This is a genomic window from Caballeronia sp. 11_S32 (genome assembly GCF_056930355.1).
The window spans coordinates 1,741,942-1,764,400 of the sequence record NZ_JBXOWH010000004.1 but is presented as its reverse complement, the minus strand read 5'-3'; the positions used below and the strand labels follow the sequence as shown (position 1 = coordinate 1,764,400).

The following is a 22,459-nucleotide window of genomic DNA, read 5'->3' as shown; positions in this document are numbered from 1 at the left end:
GGGTCTGCAAGGGAAACCAACTTGCGGCAATTGCGGAGAGATAGAAGCGTTAGCAAGGAAGTGTGCGCCGACCCAATTGACCGGTCGGCCGCGAAGCGGGCCGGAGCTATTTGGCGCCTTACCAGTCAGTTGAGCGGTGCGATGTGGCAGACCGTGCGCGATCCAAGCCCGGTTAGGCCTATGAGGGCACTCGCTACTGCCGGACCACTTGCGAAGTTCTGTGCCGGGGCCGGCTTGAAGTACTTTGGATGGGGATAGCTGTTTCTTTGGTTACTTTCTTTGCAGCAGCAAAGAAAGTGACTGCCGCCCCGCATAGGGGCAACGCTAATAGACCGGCATGAAAACGGGATCCGGCGAAACGAAACGAAACGAAACGAAGCGAAGCAAAACGAAATGAAGCAAAACGAAAAGCCCCCACCGGCGAGGTCCAAAAAACCGACCCCACCCGCAGGGAGCAAAGAAAACCTCAAGCCGCCTTCAACAACCCGTGCGGATCCAGCACAAACTTCCTCGGTGCTCCGCCATCAAACGCCCGATACCCTTCCGGCGCTTCATCGAGCGAAACGACCGTCACATTCACGATATCCGCAATCGGCAGCCGGTCCCACAAAATCGCCTGCATCAGATTGCGGTTGTACTTCATGACAGGCGTCTGCCCGGTATGGAACGAATGCGACTTCGCCCAGCCGAGCCCGAACCGGATGCTCAAACTACCCTTCTTCGCAGCAACATCGACCGCCCCCGGATCATCCGTCACATAAAGACCCGGAATGCCGATCGCACCCGCAGCCTTGGTGATCTCCATCAACGAGTTGAGCACCGTCGCGGGCGCTTCGTGACCGCTGTCCGTGCCGTGGCCGTGCGCCTCGAAACCCACGCAATCGACCGCGCAATCCACTTCAGGCTTGCCGAGAATCTGCTCGATCTGCTCGCCGAGCGTCGCGTCCTTCGACAGGTTGATCGTCTCGAAGCCCATCGCGCGCGCGTGCGCAAGACGCGCCTCGTTCATGTCGCCGACGATCGTGCACGCCGCGCCCAGCAGCCGCGCCGATGCCGCCGCCGCCATGCCCACCGGCCCCGCGCCCGCGATATACACCGTCGAGCCCGGTCCCACGCCCGCCATCACCGCGCCGTGATAGCCCGTCGGAAGAATGTCGGAGAGACAGGTGAGGTCGCGGATCTTCGACATGGCCTGCGCCTTGTCGGGAAACTTCAGCAGATTGAAGTCGGCGTACGGCACCATCACATACTCGGCCTGGCCGCCAATCCAGCCGCCCATGTCCACATAGCCGTAAGCGCCGCCCGCGCGCGACGGGTTCACGTTCAGGCACACACCCGTATGCTGCGACTTGCACGTCGGACACCGGCCGCACGCCACGTTGAACGGCACCGACACGAGATCGCCAATAGACAGCGTCTCGACATCGCGGCCCACTTCGATCACCTCGCCCGTGATCTCATGGCCGAGCACGAGGCCGACCTCCGCGGTCGTGCGGCCGCGCACCATGTGCTGGTCCGAGCCGCAAATGTTGGTGCTGACTACTTTCAAAATCACGCCATGGCCGATGGCGCGGCCGCGTGGATCGACCATCTTCGGATAGTCGATGGATTGCACTTCGACCTTGCCCTGCCCCAGATAAACGACGCCGCGATTGCTGCTCATTGATCGTCTCCTTGTTTCGTGGACGGCACGCGCGATACACCCGCCGCACTCGTTTGAGTCATCGCGCCCGTGCAACGAGGGTAGCGCTGCCACGATCCCGCGACCGTGACTCAATGCGACGCGCGTTTGACTGAAACCGACATCGCAGCCCGAAAGCCTTTCGACCCGGTTTTTATTGATTGACCGTTCAAAATAAAAAAACTAGTATCGGCTCGATCCAAGGTACGCAAGGTTCAAGACAAAGCCGCCATGCCCAAGCTCGGAATGCGCGAGATCCGCCGCGCGCAACTCATCGACGCCACGCTGCACACCATCGACCAGTCTGGACTCGCGGGCGCGACGCTCGCTTCGGTCGCGCAGCGCGCGAGCACGTCGACGGGCATCGTGAGCCACTACTTCGGCGACAAGGACGGCCTGCTCGAAGCCACGATGCGCCACGTGCTGCGCTCGCTGTGGCAAGGCACGTCGCGCCGCCGCAAGGCCGCGAAGGCCGACCCGCGCTCTAAGCTGCGCGCGGTCGTCGCCGCGAATTTCGATGTCGAACAGGTGAACGGGCCCGTGATGAAGACGTGGCTCGCGTTCTGGTCGGAAAGCATGCACAAGCCCGAGTTGCGGCGGCTGCAGCGCGTGAACACGCGGCGTCTGCATTCGAACCTGTGCGCCGATTTCTCCAGAGCATTGACGAAGCCCGCCGCGCGCCGTGCCGCAAGCGGTCTCGCCGCGCTGATCGACGGCCTGTGGCTGCGCGGCGCGCTCGCGGGCGAACCGTTCGACACGAAGGGCGCGCTGCGCCTCGCATATGAATACATCGACCTCGTGCTGGACGCGCGCGGCTGATCGCACACATTTAAAGGAGCGCAACATGTCCGCATTCGGAGAGCAACGGCTTTATATCGGCGGCGAATACGTCGATGCGACGAGCGGCGAAACCTTCGACACGCTCGACCCCGCCACGGGCGAAACGCTCGCGCGCGTGCAGCAGGCGTCGCAGGCGGATATCGATCGCGCGGTGCGATCGGCGCGCGAGGGACAGCGCGAATGGGCCGCGATGACCGCGATGCAGCGCTCGCGCATCCTGCGGCGCGCGGTCGATCTGCTTCGCGCGCGCAACGACGAACTCGCCGCCATGGAAACGCGCGACACCGGCAAGCCGATCGCGGAGACACGCGCCGTCGATATCGTCACGGGCGCGGATGTCATCGAGTATTACGCGGGGCTCGCGACCGCCATCGAAGGCGGGCAGATTCCGCTGCGCGAATCGTCGTTCGTTTATACGCGGCGCGAGCCGCTCGGCGTGTGCGCGGGCATCGGCGCGTGGAACTACCCGATTCAGATCGCGTGCTGGAAGTCGGCGCCCGCGCTCGCGGCGGGCAACGCAATGATCTTCAAGCCCAGCGAAGTCACGCCCCTGACCGCACTGAAGCTCGCGGAGATCTATAGCGAAGCAGGCGTTCCCGCGGGCCTCTTCAACGTCGTGCAGGGCGACGGACGCGTCGGCACGATGCTCGCGGAACATGCGGGCATCGAGAAGATATCGTTCACGGGCAGCGTCGAAACCGGCAAGAAAGTGATGGCGCGCGCGGGCGGAGCGACGCTCAAGGAAGTGACGATGGAGCTGGGCGGCAAGTCGCCTCTCATCGTGTTCGACGATGCCAACCTCGAACGCGCCGCCGATATCGCCACGAGCGCGAACTTCTTCAGCTCCGGACAAGTGTGCACGAACGGCACGCGCGTGTTCGTCGAGCGCGGTGTCATCGACAAGTTCGAAGCTCTGGTTCTGGAGCGTGTGAAGCGCATACGGATCGGCGCACCCGATGATCCGCGAACCAACTTCGGGCCGCTCGTGAGCGCGGCGCAGTTGCAGAAAGTGCTCGGCTTCATCGAAAGCGGCAAGCACGAAGGCGCGCGGCTCGTGGCGGGCGGCGCGCGCATCACCGATGGTGCATTCGCGCGCGGCCAGTTTGTCGAACCGACGGTGTTCGCAGATTGCCGGGACGACATGCGCATCGTGCGCGAAGAGATCTTCGGTCCGGTCATGAGCATTCTCGCGTTCGATGACGAAGACGAAGTCATCGCGCGCGCCAACGATACGGATTACGGTCTCGCGGCGGGCGTCGTGACGGAAAACCTGTCGCGCGCGCATCGCGTGATTCATCGGCTGGAAGCGGGCATCTGCTGGATCAATACGTGGGGCGAGTCGCCGGCTGAAATGCCCGTGGGCGGCTACAAGCAGTCGGGCATCGGGCGCGAGAACGGCATCGTCACGCTCAATGCCTATACGCGTATCAAGTCCGTGCAGGTCGAGCTCGGTCCCTATCAGCCCGTGTTTTGAGGAGCAGTGCGATGAGCGCGAACGAATACGACTACATCATCGTCGGCGCGGGATCGGCGGGCAACGTGCTCGCGTCGCGCCTCACGGAAGACGAAGACATCACGGTGCTGCTGCTCGAAGCGGGCGGCCCGGATTACCGCTTCGACTTTCGCACGCAGATGCCCGCGGCGCTGGCATATCCGCTGCAAGGGCGGCGCTATAACTGGGCGTATGAAACCGAGCCCGAGCCGCATATGAACAACCGGCGCATGGAATGCGGGCGCGGCAAGGGGCTCGGCGGTTCGTCGCTGATCAACGGCATGTGCTATATCCGCGGCAATGCGCTCGATTACGATAACTGGGCGTCAATGCCCGGTCTCGATAACTGGAGCTATCTCGACTGTCTGCCGTATTTTCGCAAGGCGGAGACGCGCGATATTGGGCCGAATGCGTATCACGGCGGCGATGGCCCCGTGCATGTGACGACGAGCAAGCCGGGCAATAATCCGCTCTTCGCGGCGATGGTCGAGGCCGGCGTTCAGGCGGGCTATCCGCGCACCGAAGATCTGAACGGCTATCAGCAGGAAGGCTTCGGCCCGATGGATCGCACCGTTACGGCGAAGGGAAGGCGCGCGAGCACGGCGCGTGGCTATCTCGATCGCGCGAAGCATCGCGGCAATCTCACGATAGTTACGCATGCAACCACCGACCGCGTGTTGTTCTCGGGCAAGCGTGCGATTGGCGTGGCGTATCTGCATGGCGGGCAGCGCGTCACCGCGCATGTGCGGCGCGAGGTGCTCGTGTGCAGCGGCGCGATTGCATCGCCGCAATTGCTGCAGCGCTCGGGCGTGGGGCGGCCGGACTGGCTGAAGGCGCTGGAAATTCCCGTCGTTCACGATCTGCCGGGCGTCGGTGAGAATTTACAGGATCACCTCGAGATGTACATGCAGTACGAGTGCAAGGAGCCGGTGTCGCTGTATCCGGCGTTGCAGTGGTGGAATCAGCCTGCAATCGGGCTCGAATGGATGTTGAACGGGACGGGCATTGGCGCGAGCAACCAGTTCGAAGCGGGCGGCTTCATTCGCACGCGCGATGACGATCTCTGGCCGAACATCCAGTACCACTTCCTGCCTGTCGCGATCAATTACAACGGATCGAACCCGATCAAGATGCATGGGTTCCAGGCGCATGTCGGATCGATGCGTTCGCCGAGCCGCGGGCGCGTGAAGTTGACGTCACGCGATCCGAACGCGCATCCGAGCATTCTTTTCAACTACATGGCCGACCCGCTCGACTGGCGCGAGTTCCGCGACGCGATTCGCATTACGCGCGAGATCATGCGGCAGCCTGCTTTGGAGCGGTATCGGGGACGCGAGCTTCATCCTTCCGATGATCTGAAGAGCGACGCGGAACTCGATGCGTTCGTGAGAGCGAAGGCGGAGACGGCTTTTCACCCTTCGTGTTCCTGCAAGATGGGCTATGACGATATGGCTGTCGTCGATGGCGAAGGACGCGTGCATGGGATGGACGGCTTGCGCGTCGTCGATGCCTCGATCATGCCGCAGATTACAACCGGCAATCTCAATGCGCCGACGATCATGCTGGCGGAGAAGATCGCGGATCGGATTCGCGGGCGAGAGGTGTTGGCGCGGGTTGATACGCCTTATTTCGTGGCTGGCGGGAAGCGGGCGCGGGAGTCGGCGTGGGCGTCAGGCGCGTCGTTGGAGACGGTCAGGAAGGAGGTTTTGAATTTGCGTTGAGGCGTGAAGACGGAGGCGGCGCGAGGGTGGCAATCGCCCTCGGTCCGAACAAAAAAAAGCCGCGCAAGCGCGGCTTCAAAATCGCCCTACTCATACCACCTGCAAACTCACTCCCTGGCCAAAGCCAGCACTACACTCCCTTCCTTTCGACCATCGCGCCTGCGTCATGCATCGAAGCGCGAGCGCGCCGCAGCCGCGATGCGCATCAACGCGTCCACGCTCAAGCGCGCCGCAATGGCCTTCACGTAATCGTGATGCCGCGCTTCGAGCGGCGCATCGAGATACTGCGCGTGCAAATAGCGAATCAGCGCGATGCGCCGATGCTTCAGCGCAATACTTCGATCGAGCAGCGCGAGCGCCGCGCCCGCATCGTGCTTCTTGCATGCACGTACGGAGAGCTGCGCGGCGGTATCGCGTGACGCGTTCATCGCGCAGCCGCGTGAAGCGCCGCCGCCTTCAGACGCCACGCATCGTAGTCCGCGCGCCGCCAATCGAGCTCTAGACCGAGACGCTTCGTGCCCTCGCGGATCTTCGGCTTGTGCAGCGTCAGCGTAAGCGCATCGAGCGCGGGCCATTCGTCGAACGAGAGCGCGGCGATCTCGATCGCGAGCGTTTCGAGCAGCCGCGTGTGCGGCTTCGTCTCGAGAAAAGCACTCACTCGATTGCACCACGCTTCGTAATCGATCAGTCCATCGCTCGATTCATGCGGCATCTCGCGATAACGCAGGCTCGCATCGATGCAAACCGGCTGCGGCCCTTCATGCTCGTGCTCGTACAGGCCGACGCGCGTCTTCACGATGAGTTCATCGACGACGACGCGCCAGCCCTGCCCGCCCGCATTGAACACGCCAAGCGGCTCGAACGGCTTCATGAGAGCAGCGGCTCGGCGGCGTCGAGCATCATCTTCACGAAGTAATCGGCGAAGCTGCGGCGAATGACGAGCTCATAGCGATCGCCGCCCAGCGGCACGATCGTCATCGATGCCTTGAAGAAGTGGCTCTGCGCGCATTGCCCTTCGCCGAACAGCTTCGGATGCAGATCGAGCGGACATCCGCGCGAGAGCACTTCACGCGTCTTCGGGCCGTCGATGTCGAGCACCGTATAGCCGCTGCCGATATCCACCGCCGCCGAGAACTGGCCGGCGAACGAATCGCGCAGCTTCGCTTCGAGCGGCGCGGGACGCGCTGCATCGTGCGCCGTGTCGGACTGCACGAGCCATTCATCGGGACCGAGCCACAACATCGTGTAGCCGTTGCCGCGCGCGATGGTGTTCGGCTTCTCGGGCGGCACGCAGCCGATCACGCTCTGGACCGACTTCACGAACGCCGGATCGCGCGTATCGCCGCGCACGTTCACGAGTTCCAGGAACGGACGCTCGATGAGACGAAACGCCTTCGGCGAACCGCTCTGATGCACTTTCATCAATGCATCGGTGCCTACGAGGGGCGACTCTTGCCACACGCCTTGTCCGCTGATAGCACGGTCGACGACCGTCGCGGATGCCTTGATCTCATTCAACATGCTGACGTGCTCCTTCGCTGTCGTAGAACACCGAACTGGTGATTTTTGCGGTGATGCGCTTGCCGTTCGCAAGCGGAATCAGAACCGATTCGCCCATCTTGTCGAGACCGCCCTTCACGACGGCCAGCGCGATCGAGCGCTTCAAAATAGGGCTGTAATAGCTCGACGTGACGTGACCGAGCATCGGCGCGGTATCGCCCTGGAACGGACCCGCGACGATCTGCGAGCCTTCCGGAAGCACGAACTGCGGATCGTCGGTCAAAAGGCCGACGAACTGCTTGCGCCCCTGCTTGGCCGTATCCGAACGCGTGAGCGACCGCTTGCCGATGAAGTCCTTCGACTTCGCGACAAGCCCGCCCATGCCGAGGTCGTATGGCGTCATCGAGCCATCGGTATCCTGGCCGACGATGATGTAGCCCTTCTCCGCGCGCAGCACGTGCATCGTTTCCGTGCCGTACGGCGTGATGTCGAACTCGGCGCCCGCTTCCATCAGCGCTTCCCACACCGCGCGGCCCACGTTGGCCGGCACGTTCACTTCATATGCGAGCTCGCCCGAGAAGCTGATGCGCATCACACGCGCCGATGCGCCCGCCACCGTGCCATCGCGATAGCTCATGAAAGGGAACGCCGCGTTCGCGAAGTCGATGTCCTGACACACCTTCTGAAGCACCTTGCGGCTATTCGGGCCAACGACCGCGAAGGTCGCCCAATGGTCCGTCACCGATGCGAGACGCACGCGCATGTCGGGCCATTCGGTTTGCAGCCAGCGCTCGAGCCACGTCAGCACGCGCGCCGCGCCGCCGGTGGTCGTCGTCATCATGTAGTGCTGTTCGCCGAGGCGCACCGTCACGCCGTCGTCGAAGATCATGCCGTTTTCGTCGAGCATCAGGCCATAGCGGCACTTGCCGACTTCGAGCTTGCTCCACGGATTCGTGTACATCCAGTTGAGCAGCTTCGCCGAATCCGGGCCTTGAATGTCGATCTTGCCGAGCGTCGATGCATCGAGAATGCCGACGCTCTGACGCACCGCGAGCGACTCGCGCGCAACGGCCGCGTGCATGTCCTCGCCCGGCTTCGGGAAGTACCACGGACGCTTCCAGTTGCCGACGTCCTCGAACAGCGCGCCGTTCTCGACGTGCCATTCGTGAACCGCGGTCTTGCGCACCGGATCGAGGAACTCGCCGAGCTCGCGGCCCGCGAACGTGCCGAAAGTGACAGGGGTGTAATTCGGGCGGAACGTCGTCGTGCCGGTTTCGGGAATGGTCTTGCCCAGCGCGCCCGCGAGAATCGCCATGCCGTTGATGTTGCCGAGCTTGCCCTGATCCGTGCCGAAGCCCATCGCCGTATAACGCTTCACGTGCTCGACGGATTCGAAGCCTTCACGCGCCGCCAGATAAATATCCGCCGCCGACACGTCGTTCTGGAAATCGACGAACTGCTTCGGGCCGCGCGTCGCCATGTCCTTGTTGCCGACGATCCACAGCGGCATCATCGGTGCTTCGGCGATTTCCGCCACTTTCAACGCATTCGGCTTCACAACGATATGACCCGCCGCGCGCGCCGCTTCCGCGCCCGCTTCTGCGCCGAAGCGCAGGCCGCGCGCCAGCGAGAACTCGCCCGCGCACGCGCCGACGCTGCTCTCGAGCTGCAGCGCCTTGCCGGGCACGAAGCACGCTTTCTCGTCGTGCCAGTGCGCCTTGCCGCCCGACTGCGCGAACAGGTGCAGCACCGGGCTCCAGCCGCCCGACAAAGCGACCAGATCGCACGGCAGTTCCGTCTGCTTCTGGCCGACCTGGCCCTTCGCATACGATGCGACTTCCACCGACGCGACCCGCAGCTTGCCGCGCGCAACGGTGACCACCGCGTTGTTCATCACGCGCACACCCTGGCGGCGTGCGGCCGCGGGCAATGCGCCTTTCGATTCGGCCGGACGCGGATCGACGACGGTCACTTCGGCGCCTGCCGCCTTCAGATCGAGCGCGCACTGGTATGCGTCGTCGTTGTTCGTGAACACGACAGCATTGCGGCCAGGCAGCACTGCATAGCGATGCAGATACGTCGACACCGCCGACGCCAGCATGATGCCTGGCAGATCGTTGTTGCCGAACACGATCGGACGCTCATGCGCGCCGGTCGCGAGAATCACGCGCTTCGCGCGCACTTTCCACATCAGTTCGCGCGTGCCGCTGCGGCGCGACACCGGCAGATGTTCAGTCAGACGCTGCGTGATCGTGACGAGGTTGTGATCCTGATAGCCGAACGCCGTGCTGCGCGAAAGAATCTTCACGTCGGGCATCTTGCGCAGTTCGGCCTCAACCTTCTGCACCCATTCCAGCGCGGGCTTGCCGTCGATCTCCGCGCGGCACGACAGCAACGAGCCGCCGAGTTCGCGCTGATCGTCGACGAGAATCACGCGCGCGCCCGACAAGCCAGCCGCATGCGCCGCCGCAAGACCCGAAGGTCCGCCGCCGACCACGAGCACGTCGCAATGCGCGAAGCACTTGTCGTAGCGGTCCGCATCGAGATGCTTCGGCGCTTCGCCGAGGCCCGCCGCATCGCGGATGACTTCTTCGTACTTCGGCCACAGCTTGCGCGGCCACATGAACGTCTTGTAGTAGAAGCCCGCGGGAATGAAGCGCGCGATCTTCTGGTTGACCGCCATGCGATCGTTCTCGATGTTCGGCTTCGCGTTCACGCTCTTCGCGACGAGGCCCTGATACAGCTCGACTTCCGTCGCGCGTGCGTTCGGCACGGTGTATGCACCGGTTTCGAGCTGCACGACTGCGTTCGGCTCTTCGACGCCCGCCGTGATAATGCCGCGCGGACGGTGATACTTCCAGCTACGCGCGACGAAGCGCTCGCCGTTGGCCAGCAGCGCGGACGCGAGCGTATCGCCTTCATAGCCCTGATAGGCCTTGCCGTTGAACGTGAAGGTGACAGGAATCGCGCGATTGATGCGCCCGCCCATGCCGAGTCGGTCTTTCTGGCTCATTTCGACGTGCCTCCGTTGTTGTCCATCACAGCCAGCGGACGGTCGAACGTCTCGTAGCCTTGAATCTCATAGGTCACCGTATCGCGCTGCACCTTGAACCAGCGGCGGCAGCCTTGCGTGTGCATCCATTGCTCGCGATGCACGCCGCGCGGGTTCTTGCGCATGAAGAGGTAATCGCCCCATTCGCGGTCGGAGAGCTTTTCGGTTTCGAGCGGGCGCGCGATATCCGCTTCGCCGCCGCAGGAAAATTCGGTTTCGGCGCGCGGCCCGCACCAGGGGCATTCGATCAGCAGCATGTTTCTTTCCTTGTGCGAGTGCGTTTTAGTGAGCTACGGCAGCAGCGCCGTGTTCGTCGATCAGATGACCGGTGTAGAAGCGATCCAGCGAGAAAGGCGCATTCAGCGGATGCGGCTCGTCCTTCGCGATCGTGTGCGCGTAAGCGAAGCCCGAACCCGGCGTCGCCTTGAAGCCGCCCGTGCCCCAGCCGCAGTTGAAGTAGAGGCCCTTCACGTCGGTCTTGGAGATAATCGGGCATGCATCCGGCGAGACATCGACAATGCCGCCCCACTGACGATTCATGCGCACGCGCGAGAACACCGGGAACATTTCGACGATCGCTTCCAGCGTGCCTTCGATGATGTGGAAGCTGCCGCGCTGCCCGAAGCCCGTGTATTGATCGACGCCCGCGCCGATCACGAGATCGCCCTTGTCGGACTGGCTGATGTACGCGTGCACCGCGTTCGACATGATCACCGTGTTCACGACCGGCTTGATAGGCTCGGACACGAGCGCCTGCAGCGGATGACTTTCGATCGGCAGGCTGATGCCGGCCATGTCGGCGAGCGTCGTCGTGTTGCCCGCGGCGACGATCGCGACCTTCTTCGCCTTGATGAAGCCCTTGGTCGTATCGACGCCCGTCACCTGGTTGCCATCGCGTCGAATGCCGACGACCTGGCAGTTCTGGATGATGTCGACGCCCGCGCGATCCGCGCCGCGCGCGAAGCCCCAGGCCACCGCATCGTGACGCGCGACGCCGCCGCGACGCTGAATCGACGCGCCCAGTACCGGATAGCGGCTGTTGAGGTTGATCGTCGGCTCGATTTCCTTGATCTGCTGCGGCGTGAGGAACTCGGCATCGACGCCATTGAGACGGTTCGCGTTCACGCGACGTTCCGTATCACGCACGTCCTGCAGATTGTGCGCGAGGTTCATCACGCCGCGCTGCGAGAACATCACGTTGTAGTTCAGGTCTTGCGAGAGCCCTTCCCACAGCTTCATCGCCTTCTCGTAAAGCGCGGCGGACTCATCCCACAGATAGTTCGAACGCACGATGGTCGTGTTGCGCGCCGTGTTGCCGCCGCCGATCCATCCCTTCTCGAGAATCGCGACGTTCGTGATGCCGTGTTCTTTCGCGAGGTAGTACGCGGTCGCGAGACCATGGCCGCCGCCGCCGACGATCACCACGTCGTACTCGCGCTTCGGCTCGGGACTTCGCCACTGGCGTTCCCAGTTCTCGTGATACGACATGCCGTTGCGCAGCAGGCTGAATATCGAGTAGCGGCTCATGGGTGTTTCCTTTGGTGCAGGGTTTATGCGTTTGGGCTAATCAGCATTCGATGACGTTGACGGCGAGACCACCGCGCGACGTCTCCTTGTATTTCGTCTTCATATCGGCGCCGGTTTCGCGCATCGTCTTGATGACCGAATCGAGCGACACGTAGTGCGTGCCGTCGCCCTTCATCGCCATGCGCGCGGCGTTGATCGCCTTGATCGCGCCCATCGCGTTGCGCTCGATGCACGGAATCTGCACGAGCCCGCCGACGGGGTCGCAGGTCATGCCGAGGTTGTGCTCCATGCCGATTTCCGCGGCGTTTTCCACTTGCGCGGGCGTGCCGCCCATCACCGCGGCGAGCGCGGCGGCGGCCATCGAACATGCGACGCCCACTTCGCCCTGGCAGCCGACTTCAGCGCCGGAGATCGAAGCGGTTTCCTTGTAGATGATGCCGATGGCCGCGGCCGTCAGCAGGAAGCGCACGATGCCTTCGTCGTTCGCGCCGTGCATGAACTTCACGTAGTAGTGCAGCACGGCGGGAATCACGCCCGCGGCGCCGTTGGTCGGCGCGGTGACGACGCGGCCGCCCGCGGCGTTTTCCTCGTTGACGGCCATCGCGTAGAGATTCACCCAGTCGAGCATCGACAGCGGATCGCGCAACGACTCTTCGGAGCGCGAACGCAGTTGCTGAGCGAGATCGGCTGCGCGGCGTTTCACGTGCATCGGACCGGGCAGCTCGCCGCGCTCCTTGCAGCCGCGCTCGACGCACGCGGCCATCACGCGCCACACGGCGAGCATGCCTTCGCGCACTTCGGCTTCGCTGCGATTCGCGCATTCGTTCTGCATCGTCAGTTCGGCGATAGACAGACCTGTCTCCTTGCAGACGCGCATCAGATCGTCGCCGGTGCGAAACGGATGCGGCACGGTGCCGCCCGCGCGCAGGCCGTTCACGCGATCGCCTTCGCGATTCACGACGAAGCCGCCGCCGATCGAGTAATACTCCTTCTCGACGAGCAACTGCCCGTTCTCGTCGAACGCCTGAAAGCGCATGCCGTTCGGATGCACGATGCTCGATCCCGGCGCGCCCGGCATCAGCTTGCGATAAAAGCCGATGTGCTCGCGCTCCTCGAACACGACGTCATGCTTGCCGAGCAGCTTCAGGCGCTTGCTCGCGCGGATTTCCGCGAGACGCGGCGCGATCACGTCCGGATCGATAAGGTCGGGCAGATTACCTTCGAGGCCGAGCAGCACGGCCTTGTCGGTGCCGTGACCCTTGCCGGTTGCGCCGAGCGAGCCGAACAGTTCGGCGCGCACGCGGGTGACGAAGGCGAGCAGATTGGCGTCCTCGATATGCGACGCAAACCGGCACGCCGCGATCATCGGCCCGACGGTGTGCGAGCTGGAAGGTCCGATGCCGATCTTGAACAGATCGAAGACGCTGACGTTCATTGGCGTGTCCTTGGGTTAAGCGAGCGATTTCGGTATGGCGCTCATTGCACCAAACCCTAAAAAGACTCGATAGAACAAAAACGCCGTCGAAATGGGATGGCGGCGTCAGCGGCTATTTCCGCGTGACGCGCGTGGTGCTTTACGAGGTTTTTAACGCCCGGAGGAGAGTCGGCAGACGATTCGAGGCCGGCGGGATGGCCCGCATGCGCGTAACAGGCGATTTCGCGTTTGGCGCGGTTTTGCGCATCTTCGTTGCACTTCCCCGATTTTTGAGACTGGTCCGAAGCGTCGGAAGAACACGCATCGGTATATTCCCTAGGTGTTCAAGTGAGCCGGGCCTAAGGGTTTCGGAGCATGTCTTCTTCTTCCGGTTCGAATCGATGGAATCTCACGCCTTACCCGACCAGTTCTTCAAATCCTGGATTCTCTCTTTCCTCATCGCCGCCGCTGTCGTCGGCGCGCTCGAGGCCATGGATCTTCTTGCGATCGACCGTGTGCTCACGCGTCAGGCGCCGGTCTGGGCCGCGCTGATGCTGCTCTGCTCGATCGATCCCGTGTTGCGCTACTTCGGCGTGTTGAAGGCCGAAGTCGAGCAGCGCTGGGGCGATTACACCATCGCGAGCGTGCTCGGCCGCTCGACGGGCGCGCTCGTCGGTGGCGCATTCGCCTGGGCCTTCGCCGTGCTCGGCGGCTGAAGCGCCTCCTGTTTCATCCGTTCGCCATGCACGCGGCCGGCGTCACGCGACGCCGGCCGCGTTCTTTCTGATGCATGCCCAGGGCTCGCGGCCGAGTGTTATGCTCAATGGATAACATCCAGCCGCATGTCGCCCGCATGAACGCCGCCGAGTCCCTTCCGCCGTCTTCCGTCGACGGTCAATCGAAATCACGCATTCGCTTCGGCATCATCCTGCTGCCGAACTTCACGCTGACCGCGTTCTCCGGTTTCGTCGACCTGTTGCGCCTGTCCGCCGACGAAGGCGATTACAGCCGCCCGGTGCGCTGCTCGTGGAGCGTGATCGGCGAGACGCTCGCGCCGGTGCGCGCGAGTTGCGGCATCCAGATCACGCCGTGGGAAACGTTCGATCAGGCCGAGCCGTTCGATTACGTCGTCGTGGTCGGCGGCCTGCTGCATTCCGGCGCCGCCGCCAGCGATGCGACGCTGCAGTTCATTCGCCGCGCCGCCGCATCGAATGCGACGATCGTCGGCATGTGCACCGGCGTGTTCTCGCTGATGCGCGCGGGCGTGCTCGAAGGGCATCGCATCTGCGTGAGCTGGTTTCACTACTGGGATTTCGTGGAGCGCTTTCCGCATGCCGATGAACAGTCGCTCGTCGCGGACCGCCTCTTCGTGATCGACAGAAGACGCATCACGTGTTCGGGCGGACGCGCATCGATCGACGTCGCCGCCGCCATTCTCCTGCGCCACTTCGAAACCGCGACGGTGCAAAAGGCGCTACGCATTCTGCTCGTCGACGACATGCAGAAGGGCAACGCGCCGCAGCCGCATCCGCCGGGTCTTGCGCCCGCGACGCATCCGAAGGTGAAACGTGCGATCCTGCTGATGGAGCAGCATGTCGGGCGCTCGCTCACGCTCGATGAACTCGCGCACAAGCTCGATCTGTCGACACGGCAGCTCGAGCGTCTTTTCAAGGCGGAAACCGGCAAGGCACCGCAGGCGTACGCGAAGCAGGTGCGGCTGCGCACGGCCGCGTGGCTTCTGACGAGCTCGGACAAGACCGTGGCGGATATCGCGTCCAGCTGCGGCTTTTCCGATGCATCGCATCTGGGCCGTGAATTCCGCAAGCAGTTCGGTGTGCCGCCGATGATGTATCGCGAGCAGGGCGGCGCGCAGGATACGCAGGAAGCGAATCAGGCAATGGACTACGACGAAGTCTTTCCGGGCCGCGCCCAGGCAATCTAGCAGGATCTGTCCACGTTTTCCGCGGCTCATCAAACCAAGGAGGAACGGCATGGAGACTCACGGATACTCGCAGGAAGAATGGAAGGTGCGTTGCGATCTGGCGGCGCTTTATCGCGTGATCGGGCATTTTCGCTGGACGGACATGATCTTCACGCATATCAGCGCCCGCGTGCCGGGAGCGGAACATCACTTCCTGATCAACCGCTACGGCGTGCTGTTCGATGAAATGCGCGCGTCGGATCTCGTGCTCATCGATCAGGAGGGACGTCCGGTCGAGGCAGGCGCAAGCAACGATCCTGAGCGGTATCGCGTGAATCCGGCGGGCTTCACGATTCACTCGGCTGTGCATATGGCGCGACCCGATGTCATGTGCGTCGTGCATACGCATACGGCGGCGGGCGCGGCGGTATCGGCGCAGAAGCAGGGCTTATTGCCGATCAGCCAGCATGCGCTGAAGTACTACGGGCATCTCGCGTATCACGACTATGAAGGTATCGCGCTGGATCTCGCGGAACGGGATCGGCTCGTCAATGACCTCGGATCGCATAACGCGATGATTTTGAAGAATCACGGTCTGCTGACATGCGGGAAGTCGATTCCGGAGGCGTTTCAGGAAATGTATTTTCTGGAAAGGGCCTGTGAGATTCAGATTCGCGCGTTGGCGGGAAATGCGGAATTGAATCTGCCGTCGCGGAAAGTTTGTGAGTTGACGGCAGAGCAATATCGGCGGGATGAGATGGACGGGATTATGGCGTTGCAGTGGGAAGCAGCGTTGAGGATGATTCAGGGCGGCGCGAGAACGGATTATCGGAGTTGATGTAGCAGGCCGAGCCGATTGAGGGATGTTCTGGCGTACCCGGGTGTACTCGCTGTCGATGTCAGGCAATGCCCTCACTTAGCTGTTTGAGGGCATTTTTGTTTTACAAAAAATCATCCACCAGAATATCCGTAGGCAGTATCGTTGGGGCCTTCACGTACGAGTCATACCTGAAGGACCTTGCGGATGTCAGTCCGTTGTACATTCACTCTCAATAACAAATCGACCTCGACGCTTGTCTGTCCGGGATACGGCACGGTTGAAGCATTTTCAGGTCAAAAGCGCGGCCGGGATAATCCAGGCGAAATTGCAACGCCGAAAATCGGCCCAATTCCGCCTGGCATTTATTTTATTGTAGACAGGCAATCCGGAGGACGCATCGGCTGGATCTATGACGAAGTTGCAAGAACAGGGATCTTCACGACCGATCGCACCAAGTGGTTTGCGCTCTGGAATCCACTTACCGGCGACTCGACCGTGATAAAAGGGGTAAAGCGCGGAGCATTTCGTCTACATCCCGAAGGACCGAGCGGTTTGAGCGAAGGCTGCATCACAGTGGTCAACCCTGCGGAATTCGAACTATTGCAGCGATTCATTCGAAATCGACCGCCGCATTTGCCGGTTCCAGGGACCGTGCTGAAGGCGTATGGAACGCTTGAAGTAAGATGAAACGCTATTTTCTGCGCGCGACACTGCTTATTGGGCTCGCACTGATGATTTACTTCGGCGGCATTCGCTTGGCCGATTACATCGTCTGGAACTACATGAGCGAGATGCCATTATGGTTGTACGACACCATCCGTTTTACTCTCGATCACACCGGCAATGCCGACATCCGCGAGCACGATGATCTGAGCATAATCGCGATATTTGCCACCATCGTCGCGTGCTGGATCACAACGGCGATAGTTGTGCTGATTCTCTACCGGCTATGCGTTCGGATGATAAAGCGCAGACCAGAAAAGAGACGCCAAAGCTAATCGGGCAATCTTCAAATTAAACGCGCAAGCATAATCATGAGTTTCGACATCTTCCTAAAACTTCAAGGCATCGACGGCGAATCACTGGACAAAGCCCATCCCAAGTCAATTCAGGTGATCTATTGGGAATGGACAATTGCGCAAGAGTCGAGCATGCATGCGGGCTCAGGGGGCGGCTCGGGCAGAGCCTCTTTCTCAGGCCTCGAGTTCAAGCACGAGATAGACCGTGCGTCGCCCAATCTCTTCATCTACAGCGCCACGGGAAAACACATACCCAAAGCCGAGCTAATCATGCGCAAGGCGGGCGGCACGCCACTGGAGTACTTCAAAATCGCCATGGACGATGTCCTGATCACGAAGGTCAATCCATCTGCCGATTCCGGCTACGCGATAGAAACCGTCACCTTGTCATTCGCAAAGGTCAAGCAGGAATACGTCGTGCAAAACGCTCAGGGCGGCAGCATGGGCGCGGTCACTGCCGCTTTCGACATCAAAGCTAATAAAGCCTTGTGAGAACGACCGGCGCATGACACGCGCCGGGACGCGCGCCCACCCACTCAGTTCGCCCCCGCCACATAAGCCTTCACCGCCGGCAACCCATCCTTCCCATCGAACGTCTTCACGCCCGCGAGCCATTTATCCAGCACGGCCGGATTCTGCTTCAGCCACTCGCGCGCCGCCTTGTTCGCGTCGGTCTTGTTCATGATCGGCAGCATCACGTGGTTTTCGATGTCCGTCGTGAACTGCAAGTTCGACACGAGCTTTGCGACATTCGGGCAACGCGTGTCGTAGTCGGTCGGCGTGACCGTCAGCACTTTCGCTTCGCCATAGTTAGGCCCGAACACATCGTCGCCGCCCGCGAGATAGTCGATCTTCATCTGCACGTTCATCGGATGCGGTTCCCAGCCGAGGAACACGATAGGCTTCTTCTCCCGAACCGCACGATTCACCTCGACGAGCATGCCCGCTTCGCTCGATTCCACGAGCTTGAACTTGCCGAGCCCGTACATGTTGTTGTCGATCATCTTCTTGATGAGCGCATTGCCGTCATTGCCCGGCTCAATGCCATAGATCTTGCCATCGAGCTTGTCGTAGTTCTTCGCGATGTCGTTGAAGTTCTTGATTCCCGCCTGATACGCATAGTCCGGCACCGCGAGCGTGTACTTCGCGCCCGTCAGATTCGGCGTCGGCAGGATCTTCACCTGGTTCGCCTTCTTGAACGAATCGATCATCGGGTCCATCGTAGGCGACCAGTAGCCGAGGAACACGTCGATCTGCTTGCTCTTCACGCCCGCGAACGTGATCGGCACCGAAGCGATCGTCTTCGTCGGGTTGTAGCCGAGGCCCTGAAGAACGGTCGATGCCAGTCCGGTCGTCGCGGCGATATCCGTCCAGCCGACATCCGCAAAGCGCACGTTCTTGCACGCGGCCGGCTCGGCGGCATTCGCCACGCATACACCCGACAGCATCGCCGCAGCCATCGACGCGATCCACAAGCGTTTCATGTATTTCTCTCCCAGGTTCTTTTAAGGCACGGCACGGCCCGCACGCGCGGCTCGTGAAAGCCGGCGCGGACCAGAAAATCAGATGAGTAACGCGCTAAGCGGACAAACGCCGCTCCACGCTCGGCGCATGCCCGAACTGCGCGCGATACGCCTTGCTGAAATGACAAGGCGAGTGGAAACCGCAGATGCTCGTTACGCGCGCGATCGATGCATCGGTATTGCGCAGGAGCTCGCGTGCGCGACGCAGGCGCAACGTCAGGTAGTAATGCGTCGGCGACACGTTGAGGAACATCTTGAACATGCGCTGCAAGTGCCGCTGCGACAGATGCACGAGCCGCGCGAGCTCTTCGAGCGACAAGGGCTCTTCGATGTTCGCCTCCATCAGCCGCACCACTTCGACGAGTTCCGCGCGCGAGAAGCCAACGCGCGCATCGACGGGAATGTGCTGATAATCCGTCGATCCCCGTATGCGCTCGACGATGAACTGCTCCGACACCTGCGCCGCATGCGCCTGCCCGAGCCGCATGCCGACGAGATTGAGCATCAGGTCGAGCGGCGCGGTGCCGCCCGTGCAGGTCATGCGGTCGCGATCGATCACGAAGAGCTCGTCCGCGAAACGCACATGCGGAAAGCGCTTGTTGACCGGCGACATGTCCTCCCAATGCAGCGTGCAGCGATAACCGTCCAGCAGCTTCGCCGCGAGCAGCGCATACGGCCCGGTGCAGATGCCGCCGAGCGGAATGTCCGCCTCGTGCGCGCGCTGAAGCAGCGCGATCACCTTGTCGTCGACAAAATCGGCGACGTGCCAGCCCGCGCACACGATCAGCACGTCCGGCATGCCCGCTTCGTCGAGCGTCACCGTCGGCTTCACGGTGATGCCGTTGCTCGCTCGCGCGGGCTCGCCGTCCGGCGTGATGATCGACCATCGGTAATGCTGCGCGCGGCCCACGTAGTTGGCCATGCGCAGCACCTCGACCGCGCTCGTGAACGCGATCATCGAGAAGTTCGGCAGCGTGAGAAAGCCGAAGTGCGCGAGATTGGACAACGGTGAATCCGTAACCGCCGGGACGATCGCGTCGCGCTTCATGCCTGAGCCTCTTTTAGCCTTGTTGCGCCGCCGGTGCGCGGCGGACCTTCATCACGCTCTTGAGACCCGAGAAAAGCGGGGCGCGCGCCATGCCGGGCGAACGTCCGAAGCTTTCGGTGATGCGGTCGAGAATGATCGCCAGCAACACCACCGACAAGCCGCTCTCGAAGCCGAGGCCGATATCCAGACGCTGAATCGATGCCAGCACGTCGTTGCCGAGACCGCCCGCGCCGACCATCGACGCGATGATGACCATCGACAGCGCCATCATGATCGTCTGGTTCACGCCGGTCATGATGGAAGGCAGCGCGTTCGGAATCTGTACCTTGTAGAGCAACTGGAACGGCGTGCAGCCGAATGCCTGGCCCGCTTCCACGATCTCGCGATTCACCTGCTTGATGCCGAGCGCGGTGAGACGCACGGCCGGCGGCATCGCGAAAATGACGGTGGCCAGAATGCCCGGCACGCGGCCCAGGCCGAACAGCATTGCGGCCGGAATCAGGTAGACGAAGGCGGGCATCGTCTGCATCAGGTCGAGCACGGGGCGCACGGCCATCTCGACATACTTGCTCTTCGACGTCCAGATGCCGAGCGGAATGCCGAGCAACAGGCTGATGATCGTCGACGACAGCGTGAGGCCCAGCGTGATGACCATCTGATCCCAGAAGTTCGTCGCGTAGATCAGTAATAGCGAAGCCAGCACGAACGCCGCGAATCGCCAGCCAACGCGCCACAAGCCGATGCCGACGAAGATCGCGATCAGCGCCCACATCGGGATGGCCTGCAGGCCGTGCTCGACCGCCGCGGCGAAGGTTTCGATGACCTTGCCGATCGAGTCGAAGGTCTTCGCGTCGTGATCGAGGAGATAGTGGACGCCGTGGTCCACCCAACTGCCAAGCGGAATGATTTCAGACATGGGAACCTCGATGGTGCGTAAGAACCTTCAGGACATTGGCCTTGTTGATCGACCCGCAGTACGAACCGTCCGCATCGACGACAGGCAGCGGCGCCGGACTCGCCACCACGCGATTCACGACGTCGTCGAGCGCCATGCTGCGCTGGATGCATTCGATGGGATTGATCTGCGGCGCCGCATTGCCGCTCACATCGCGTCCGACGAAGCCGCGGATGCGGCGCTGGCCGTCGAGCACGAACGCGTAATCGGCGCTGCCATTGAGCGTCGCCGCGATGCTCGATGCATCGATCTGCGGCGAGTGCTTGATGAGCGGCACGGCGTCTGTCTGCATGAGATCGCCGGCCGTCAGATAGCGGCTCGTGTCGATGCCTTCGAAGAAGGCCTCCACGTAGTCGTCGGCCGGATTCGTGATGATTTCCTGCGGCGTGCCGATCTGCACCACGCGGCCGCCTTCCATGATCGCGATGCGCGTGCCGATGCGCATCGCTTCTTCCAGATCGTGCGACACGAAGAGAATCGTGCGGCGCTGCTCGCGCTGGAGATCGAGCAGCACGTTCTGCATTTCCTTGCGCTTGAGCGGATCGAGCGCCGAGAACGCCTCGTCCATGATCATCAGCGAGGGATTGACCGCGAGCGCCCGCGCAAGACCCACGCGCTGCTGCATGCCGCCCGATAGTTGCGAAGGCAACTTTTGGGCGAATGGCGCGAGGCCGACCTGTTCGAGCACGGTCATCGCGCGCGCCTCGCGCTCCTTCTTGCCGACGCCCGCGACCTCGAGGCCGAATGCGGCGTTGGAAAGAACCGTGCGCTGCGGCATGAGCGCGAAAGACTGAAACACCATGCTCATGTCTTTGCGGCGCAGCGCCGTGAGCTCCGAGCGTTTCACGGCGGCCACGTCGCGGCCGTCGATCAGCACCTTGCCGGCAGTCGGCTCAACCAGCCGGTTGATGAGCCGGATCAGCGTGGACTTGCCCGAGCCCGACAGGCCCATGAGCACGAAAATCTCGCCTTCCTTGACATCGAAGGACACGTTATGGACGCCGACGATCTGTCCGGTGCGCTTGAAGACTTCTTCCTTCGTCGCGCCGCCGGCCAGCATGTCCAACGCCTGTTTGGGACTGTTGCCGAACACCTTGCACAGTCCTTCGACTACCACCTTGGGGGAATTCATCGAATATCTCCTTGCGTGGGCGGACGTGCGTCCGCGCTGTGCATACATAGTTGCTAGAAAAAAGTCCTCTCAGCCGACTATTTGCGACAACCACATGTGGAAATACGACACTGGAATAAGGGCCTTTGCGCGGGTCCATCGCCGGAGCCTTGCTGGATAAGGCTTTGCGGCAGGCGGAAATGGAAAACCCGAGGTTTTTGGCGTGTCGCCTGAGTACAAGTCCGAATGCTTTTTTCGATGCAGGCGGCTTGCGAAAAAGGTGTCAGAAAGACGAAAGGAAGGGGTGCTGCGTCGCGCGCGTGAAGCGCGGAAGGATGATGCGTCTGATTCGATGCCGAATCGAGACCAGAAGCGTGACCAGAAGCGAGACCAGAAACCGCTAGAAAAACTACAAGACAGCGATGAACTGGCGGGCGGGTCGTACGGCGTTTGCCGTCGTGTGTTGCTGGTGTTGTGTTTCCCGCGCCGCCGTCAGCCGCGCATTACAGACGGAAGCCGAAAGCCGTGCCGCGTGACTTGCGCTGACGCTCGGATTCACGGAAACGCGCTTGATACGAGTAATCGCTGTCCATCGGCAGGTGCGGCGATTCGAACAGCGCGGCAAATTTTTGCAGCAGGGCAAAGAGGTAGCTCATGACTGACTCCGGTAAGTGATAGAGGGTTTTCCCTTAGAACGAATTATAGGGTTTGCCCGGAGCGATTTCTAGTGCAATGCAACATTTCTTGCGAAGAAATTTGGTAGTTTTTCTACATTTTACCGATCGGTGCCGCTCGCGGAAAATGGTGACGGGTCGGAGAAGGCCGTGCGACGGCC

At 61.9% G+C, this 22,459-nt stretch carries 22 protein-coding genes; 9 read left to right on the top strand and 13 right to left on the bottom strand.

What is annotated here, in order from left to right; translation table 11 throughout:
- Positions 1-466: 466 nt before the first annotated feature.
- Positions 467-1,663 (bottom strand): formaldehyde dehydrogenase, glutathione-independent, encoded by a 1,197-nt coding sequence (gene fdhA, locus AC1Z32_RS34305; protein ID WP_483483245.1) that lies wholly within the window; start codon positions 1,661-1,663, stop codon positions 467-469.
- Positions 1,664-1,912: 249 nt separating this feature from the next.
- Between fdhA and betI the strand changes: the two genes are divergently transcribed.
- From betI to betA, 3 genes are read left to right on the top strand one after another with little or no spacing between them, the layout of a single operon-like run.
- Positions 1,913-2,500: a transcriptional regulator BetI gene (gene betI, locus AC1Z32_RS34300; protein ID WP_483483244.1), complete on the top strand. Its 588-nt coding sequence runs from the start codon at positions 1,913-1,915 to the stop codon at positions 2,498-2,500.
- A gap of 25 nt (positions 2,501-2,525) precedes the next feature.
- Positions 2,526-3,995: a betaine-aldehyde dehydrogenase gene (betB, locus tag AC1Z32_RS34295; protein ID WP_483483243.1), complete on the top strand. Its 1,470-nt coding sequence runs from the start codon at positions 2,526-2,528 to the stop codon at positions 3,993-3,995.
- Between the two features lie 11 nt (positions 3,996-4,006).
- Positions 4,007-5,734 (top strand): choline dehydrogenase, encoded by a 1,728-nt coding sequence (betA, locus tag AC1Z32_RS34290; protein ID WP_483483242.1) that lies wholly within the window; start codon positions 4,007-4,009, stop codon positions 5,732-5,734.
- 164 nt (positions 5,735-5,898) lie between these two features.
- On the opposite strand, the gene AC1Z32_RS34285 is transcribed toward betA, so the two are convergent.
- Genes AC1Z32_RS34285 through AC1Z32_RS34255 form a run of 7 tightly spaced genes read right to left on the bottom strand, consistent with a single transcriptional unit; the run spans position 5,899 to position 13,248 of the window.
- A complete protein-coding gene (locus tag AC1Z32_RS34285) occupies positions 5,899-6,162 on the bottom strand; it encodes a hypothetical protein (RefSeq protein ID WP_483483241.1) in 264 nt (87 codons plus the stop codon).
- Positions 6,159-6,605, bottom strand: coding sequence for a dihydroneopterin aldolase (locus tag AC1Z32_RS34280; RefSeq protein ID WP_483483240.1), 447 nt, complete (start codon positions 6,603-6,605; stop codon positions 6,159-6,161). The genes AC1Z32_RS34285 and AC1Z32_RS34280 overlap by 4 nt, the downstream gene beginning before the upstream one ends.
- Entirely contained in the window at positions 6,602-7,255 is a 654-nt protein-coding gene (locus AC1Z32_RS34275; protein ID WP_483483239.1) for a sarcosine oxidase subunit gamma, read from the bottom strand. The genes AC1Z32_RS34280 and AC1Z32_RS34275 overlap by 4 nt, the downstream gene beginning before the upstream one ends.
- The gene (locus tag AC1Z32_RS34270; protein WP_483483238.1) at positions 7,245-10,247 is read right to left on the bottom strand and encodes a sarcosine oxidase subunit alpha family protein; all 3,003 of its coding nucleotides are present in this window, start codon (positions 10,245-10,247) and stop codon (positions 7,245-7,247) included. Before AC1Z32_RS34270 ends, AC1Z32_RS34275 begins: the two co-directional genes overlap by 11 nt.
- A complete protein-coding gene (locus AC1Z32_RS34265; protein WP_483483237.1) occupies positions 10,244-10,543 on the bottom strand; it encodes a sarcosine oxidase subunit delta in 300 nt (99 codons plus the stop codon). The genes AC1Z32_RS34270 and AC1Z32_RS34265 overlap by 4 nt, the downstream gene beginning before the upstream one ends.
- Positions 10,544-10,568: 25 nt before the next feature.
- Positions 10,569-11,813 carry a sarcosine oxidase subunit beta family protein gene (locus AC1Z32_RS34260; RefSeq protein WP_062605207.1) on the bottom strand — a complete coding sequence of 415 codons (1,245 nt, stop codon included), beginning with the start codon at positions 11,811-11,813 and terminating at the stop codon, positions 10,569-10,571.
- Positions 11,814-11,853: 40 nt separating this feature from the next.
- A complete protein-coding gene (locus AC1Z32_RS34255) occupies positions 11,854-13,248 on the bottom strand; it encodes an L-serine ammonia-lyase (protein WP_483483236.1) in 1,395 nt (464 codons plus the stop codon).
- 380 nt (positions 13,249-13,628) lie between these two features.
- Here AC1Z32_RS34255 and AC1Z32_RS34250 point away from each other — a divergent pair, with 380 nt between their 5' ends.
- The 6 genes from AC1Z32_RS34250 to AC1Z32_RS34225 all read left to right on the top strand — a co-directional run bounded on the left by AC1Z32_RS34250 (position 13,629) and on the right by AC1Z32_RS34225 (position 17,479).
- Positions 13,629-13,943 (top strand): hypothetical protein, encoded by a 315-nt coding sequence (locus AC1Z32_RS34250; protein WP_483483235.1) that lies wholly within the window; start codon positions 13,629-13,631, stop codon positions 13,941-13,943.
- A 137-nt stretch (positions 13,944-14,080) separates the two neighbouring features.
- Positions 14,081-15,169, top strand: coding sequence for a GlxA family transcriptional regulator (locus tag AC1Z32_RS34245; protein WP_483483385.1), 1,089 nt, complete (start codon positions 14,081-14,083; stop codon positions 15,167-15,169).
- 49 nt (positions 15,170-15,218) lie between these two features.
- Positions 15,219-15,986: a class II aldolase/adducin family protein gene (locus tag AC1Z32_RS34240; protein WP_483483234.1), complete on the top strand. Its 768-nt coding sequence runs from the start codon at positions 15,219-15,221 to the stop codon at positions 15,984-15,986.
- A gap of 186 nt (positions 15,987-16,172) precedes the next feature.
- Positions 16,173-16,655, top strand: a complete 483-nt coding sequence (locus tag AC1Z32_RS34235) for a DUF2778 domain-containing protein (protein WP_483483233.1) — start codon at positions 16,173-16,175, stop codon at positions 16,653-16,655.
- Positions 16,652-16,966, top strand: a complete 315-nt coding sequence (locus AC1Z32_RS34230) for a hypothetical protein (RefSeq protein ID WP_483483232.1) — start codon at positions 16,652-16,654, stop codon at positions 16,964-16,966. The genes AC1Z32_RS34235 and AC1Z32_RS34230 overlap by 4 nt, the downstream gene beginning before the upstream one ends.
- 36 nt (positions 16,967-17,002) lie before the next feature.
- On the top strand, positions 17,003-17,479 hold the full coding sequence (locus tag AC1Z32_RS34225; protein ID WP_483483231.1) for an Hcp family type VI secretion system effector: 477 nt from the start codon (positions 17,003-17,005) through the stop codon (positions 17,477-17,479).
- A gap of 44 nt (positions 17,480-17,523) precedes the next feature.
- On the opposite strand, the gene AC1Z32_RS34220 is transcribed toward AC1Z32_RS34225, so the two are convergent.
- The 5 genes from AC1Z32_RS34220 to AC1Z32_RS34200 form a co-directional block, all read right to left on the bottom strand.
- Positions 17,524-18,471 carry a choline ABC transporter substrate-binding protein gene (locus AC1Z32_RS34220; RefSeq protein ID WP_483483230.1) on the bottom strand — a complete coding sequence of 316 codons (948 nt, stop codon included), beginning with the start codon at positions 18,469-18,471 and terminating at the stop codon, positions 17,524-17,526.
- Between the two features lie 94 nt (positions 18,472-18,565).
- The gene (locus AC1Z32_RS34215; RefSeq protein ID WP_483483229.1) at positions 18,566-19,558 is read right to left on the bottom strand and encodes a GlxA family transcriptional regulator; all 993 of its coding nucleotides are present in this window, start codon (positions 19,556-19,558) and stop codon (positions 18,566-18,568) included.
- Between the two features lie 13 nt (positions 19,559-19,571).
- Positions 19,572-20,474, bottom strand: coding sequence for a choline ABC transporter permease subunit (gene choW, locus AC1Z32_RS34210; protein ID WP_062605198.1), 903 nt, complete (start codon positions 20,472-20,474; stop codon positions 19,572-19,574).
- Entirely contained in the window at positions 20,467-21,645 is a 1,179-nt protein-coding gene (locus AC1Z32_RS34205; protein WP_483483228.1) for a quaternary amine ABC transporter ATP-binding protein, read from the bottom strand. Before AC1Z32_RS34205 ends, choW begins: the two co-directional genes overlap by 8 nt.
- A 482-nt stretch (positions 21,646-22,127) precedes the next feature.
- Complete coding sequence (locus tag AC1Z32_RS34200) at positions 22,128-22,280, bottom strand: hypothetical protein (RefSeq protein WP_483483227.1); 153 nt, start codon at positions 22,278-22,280, stop codon at positions 22,128-22,130.
- Between the last annotated feature and the right edge of the window lie 179 nt (positions 22,281-22,459).

What these genes read in the sequence shown, in the direction of transcription:
- fdhA (WP_483483245.1), bottom strand. Translation starts at nt 1,663, where the DNA reads ATGAGCAGCAATCGCGGCGTCGTTTATCTGGGGCAGGGCAAGGTCGAA.
- betI (WP_483483244.1), top strand. Translation starts at nt 1,913, where the DNA reads ATGCCCAAGCTCGGAATGCGCGAGATCCGCCGCGCGCAACTCATCGAC.
- betB (WP_483483243.1), top strand. Translation starts at nt 2,526, where the DNA reads ATGTCCGCATTCGGAGAGCAACGGCTTTATATCGGCGGCGAATACGTC.
- betA (WP_483483242.1), top strand. Translation starts at nt 4,007, where the DNA reads ATGAGCGCGAACGAATACGACTACATCATCGTCGGCGCGGGATCGGCG.
- AC1Z32_RS34285 (WP_483483241.1), bottom strand. Translation starts at nt 6,162, where the DNA reads ATGAACGCGTCACGCGATACCGCCGCGCAGCTCTCCGTACGTGCATGC.
- AC1Z32_RS34280 (WP_483483240.1), bottom strand. Translation starts at nt 6,605, where the DNA reads ATGAAGCCGTTCGAGCCGCTTGGCGTGTTCAATGCGGGCGGGCAGGGC.
- AC1Z32_RS34275 (WP_483483239.1), bottom strand. Translation starts at nt 7,255, where the DNA reads ATGTTGAATGAGATCAAGGCATCCGCGACGGTCGTCGACCGTGCTATC.
- AC1Z32_RS34270 (WP_483483238.1), bottom strand. Translation starts at nt 10,247, where the DNA reads ATGAGCCAGAAAGACCGACTCGGCATGGGCGGGCGCATCAATCGCGCG.
- AC1Z32_RS34265 (WP_483483237.1), bottom strand. Translation starts at nt 10,543, where the DNA reads ATGCTGCTGATCGAATGCCCCTGGTGCGGGCCGCGCGCCGAAACCGAA.
- AC1Z32_RS34260 (WP_062605207.1), bottom strand. Translation starts at nt 11,813, where the DNA reads ATGAGCCGCTACTCGATATTCAGCCTGCTGCGCAACGGCATGTCGTAT.
- AC1Z32_RS34255 (WP_483483236.1), bottom strand. Translation starts at nt 13,248, where the DNA reads ATGAACGTCAGCGTCTTCGATCTGTTCAAGATCGGCATCGGACCTTCC.
- AC1Z32_RS34250 (WP_483483235.1), top strand. Translation starts at nt 13,629, where the DNA reads ATGGAATCTCACGCCTTACCCGACCAGTTCTTCAAATCCTGGATTCTC.
- AC1Z32_RS34245 (WP_483483385.1), top strand. Translation starts at nt 14,081, where the DNA reads ATGAACGCCGCCGAGTCCCTTCCGCCGTCTTCCGTCGACGGTCAATCG.
- AC1Z32_RS34240 (WP_483483234.1), top strand. Translation starts at nt 15,219, where the DNA reads ATGGAGACTCACGGATACTCGCAGGAAGAATGGAAGGTGCGTTGCGAT.
- AC1Z32_RS34235 (WP_483483233.1), top strand. Translation starts at nt 16,173, where the DNA reads ATGTCAGTCCGTTGTACATTCACTCTCAATAACAAATCGACCTCGACG.
- AC1Z32_RS34230 (WP_483483232.1), top strand. Translation starts at nt 16,652, where the DNA reads ATGAAACGCTATTTTCTGCGCGCGACACTGCTTATTGGGCTCGCACTG.
- AC1Z32_RS34225 (WP_483483231.1), top strand. Translation starts at nt 17,003, where the DNA reads ATGAGTTTCGACATCTTCCTAAAACTTCAAGGCATCGACGGCGAATCA.
- AC1Z32_RS34220 (WP_483483230.1), bottom strand. Translation starts at nt 18,471, where the DNA reads ATGAAACGCTTGTGGATCGCGTCGATGGCTGCGGCGATGCTGTCGGGT.
- AC1Z32_RS34215 (WP_483483229.1), bottom strand. Translation starts at nt 19,558, where the DNA reads ATGAAGCGCGACGCGATCGTCCCGGCGGTTACGGATTCACCGTTGTCC.
- choW (WP_062605198.1), bottom strand. Translation starts at nt 20,474, where the DNA reads ATGTCTGAAATCATTCCGCTTGGCAGTTGGGTGGACCACGGCGTCCAC.
- AC1Z32_RS34205 (WP_483483228.1), bottom strand. Translation starts at nt 21,645, where the DNA reads ATGAATTCCCCCAAGGTGGTAGTCGAAGGACTGTGCAAGGTGTTCGGC.
- AC1Z32_RS34200 (WP_483483227.1), bottom strand. Translation starts at nt 22,280, where the DNA reads ATGAGCTACCTCTTTGCCCTGCTGCAAAAATTTGCCGCGCTGTTCGAA.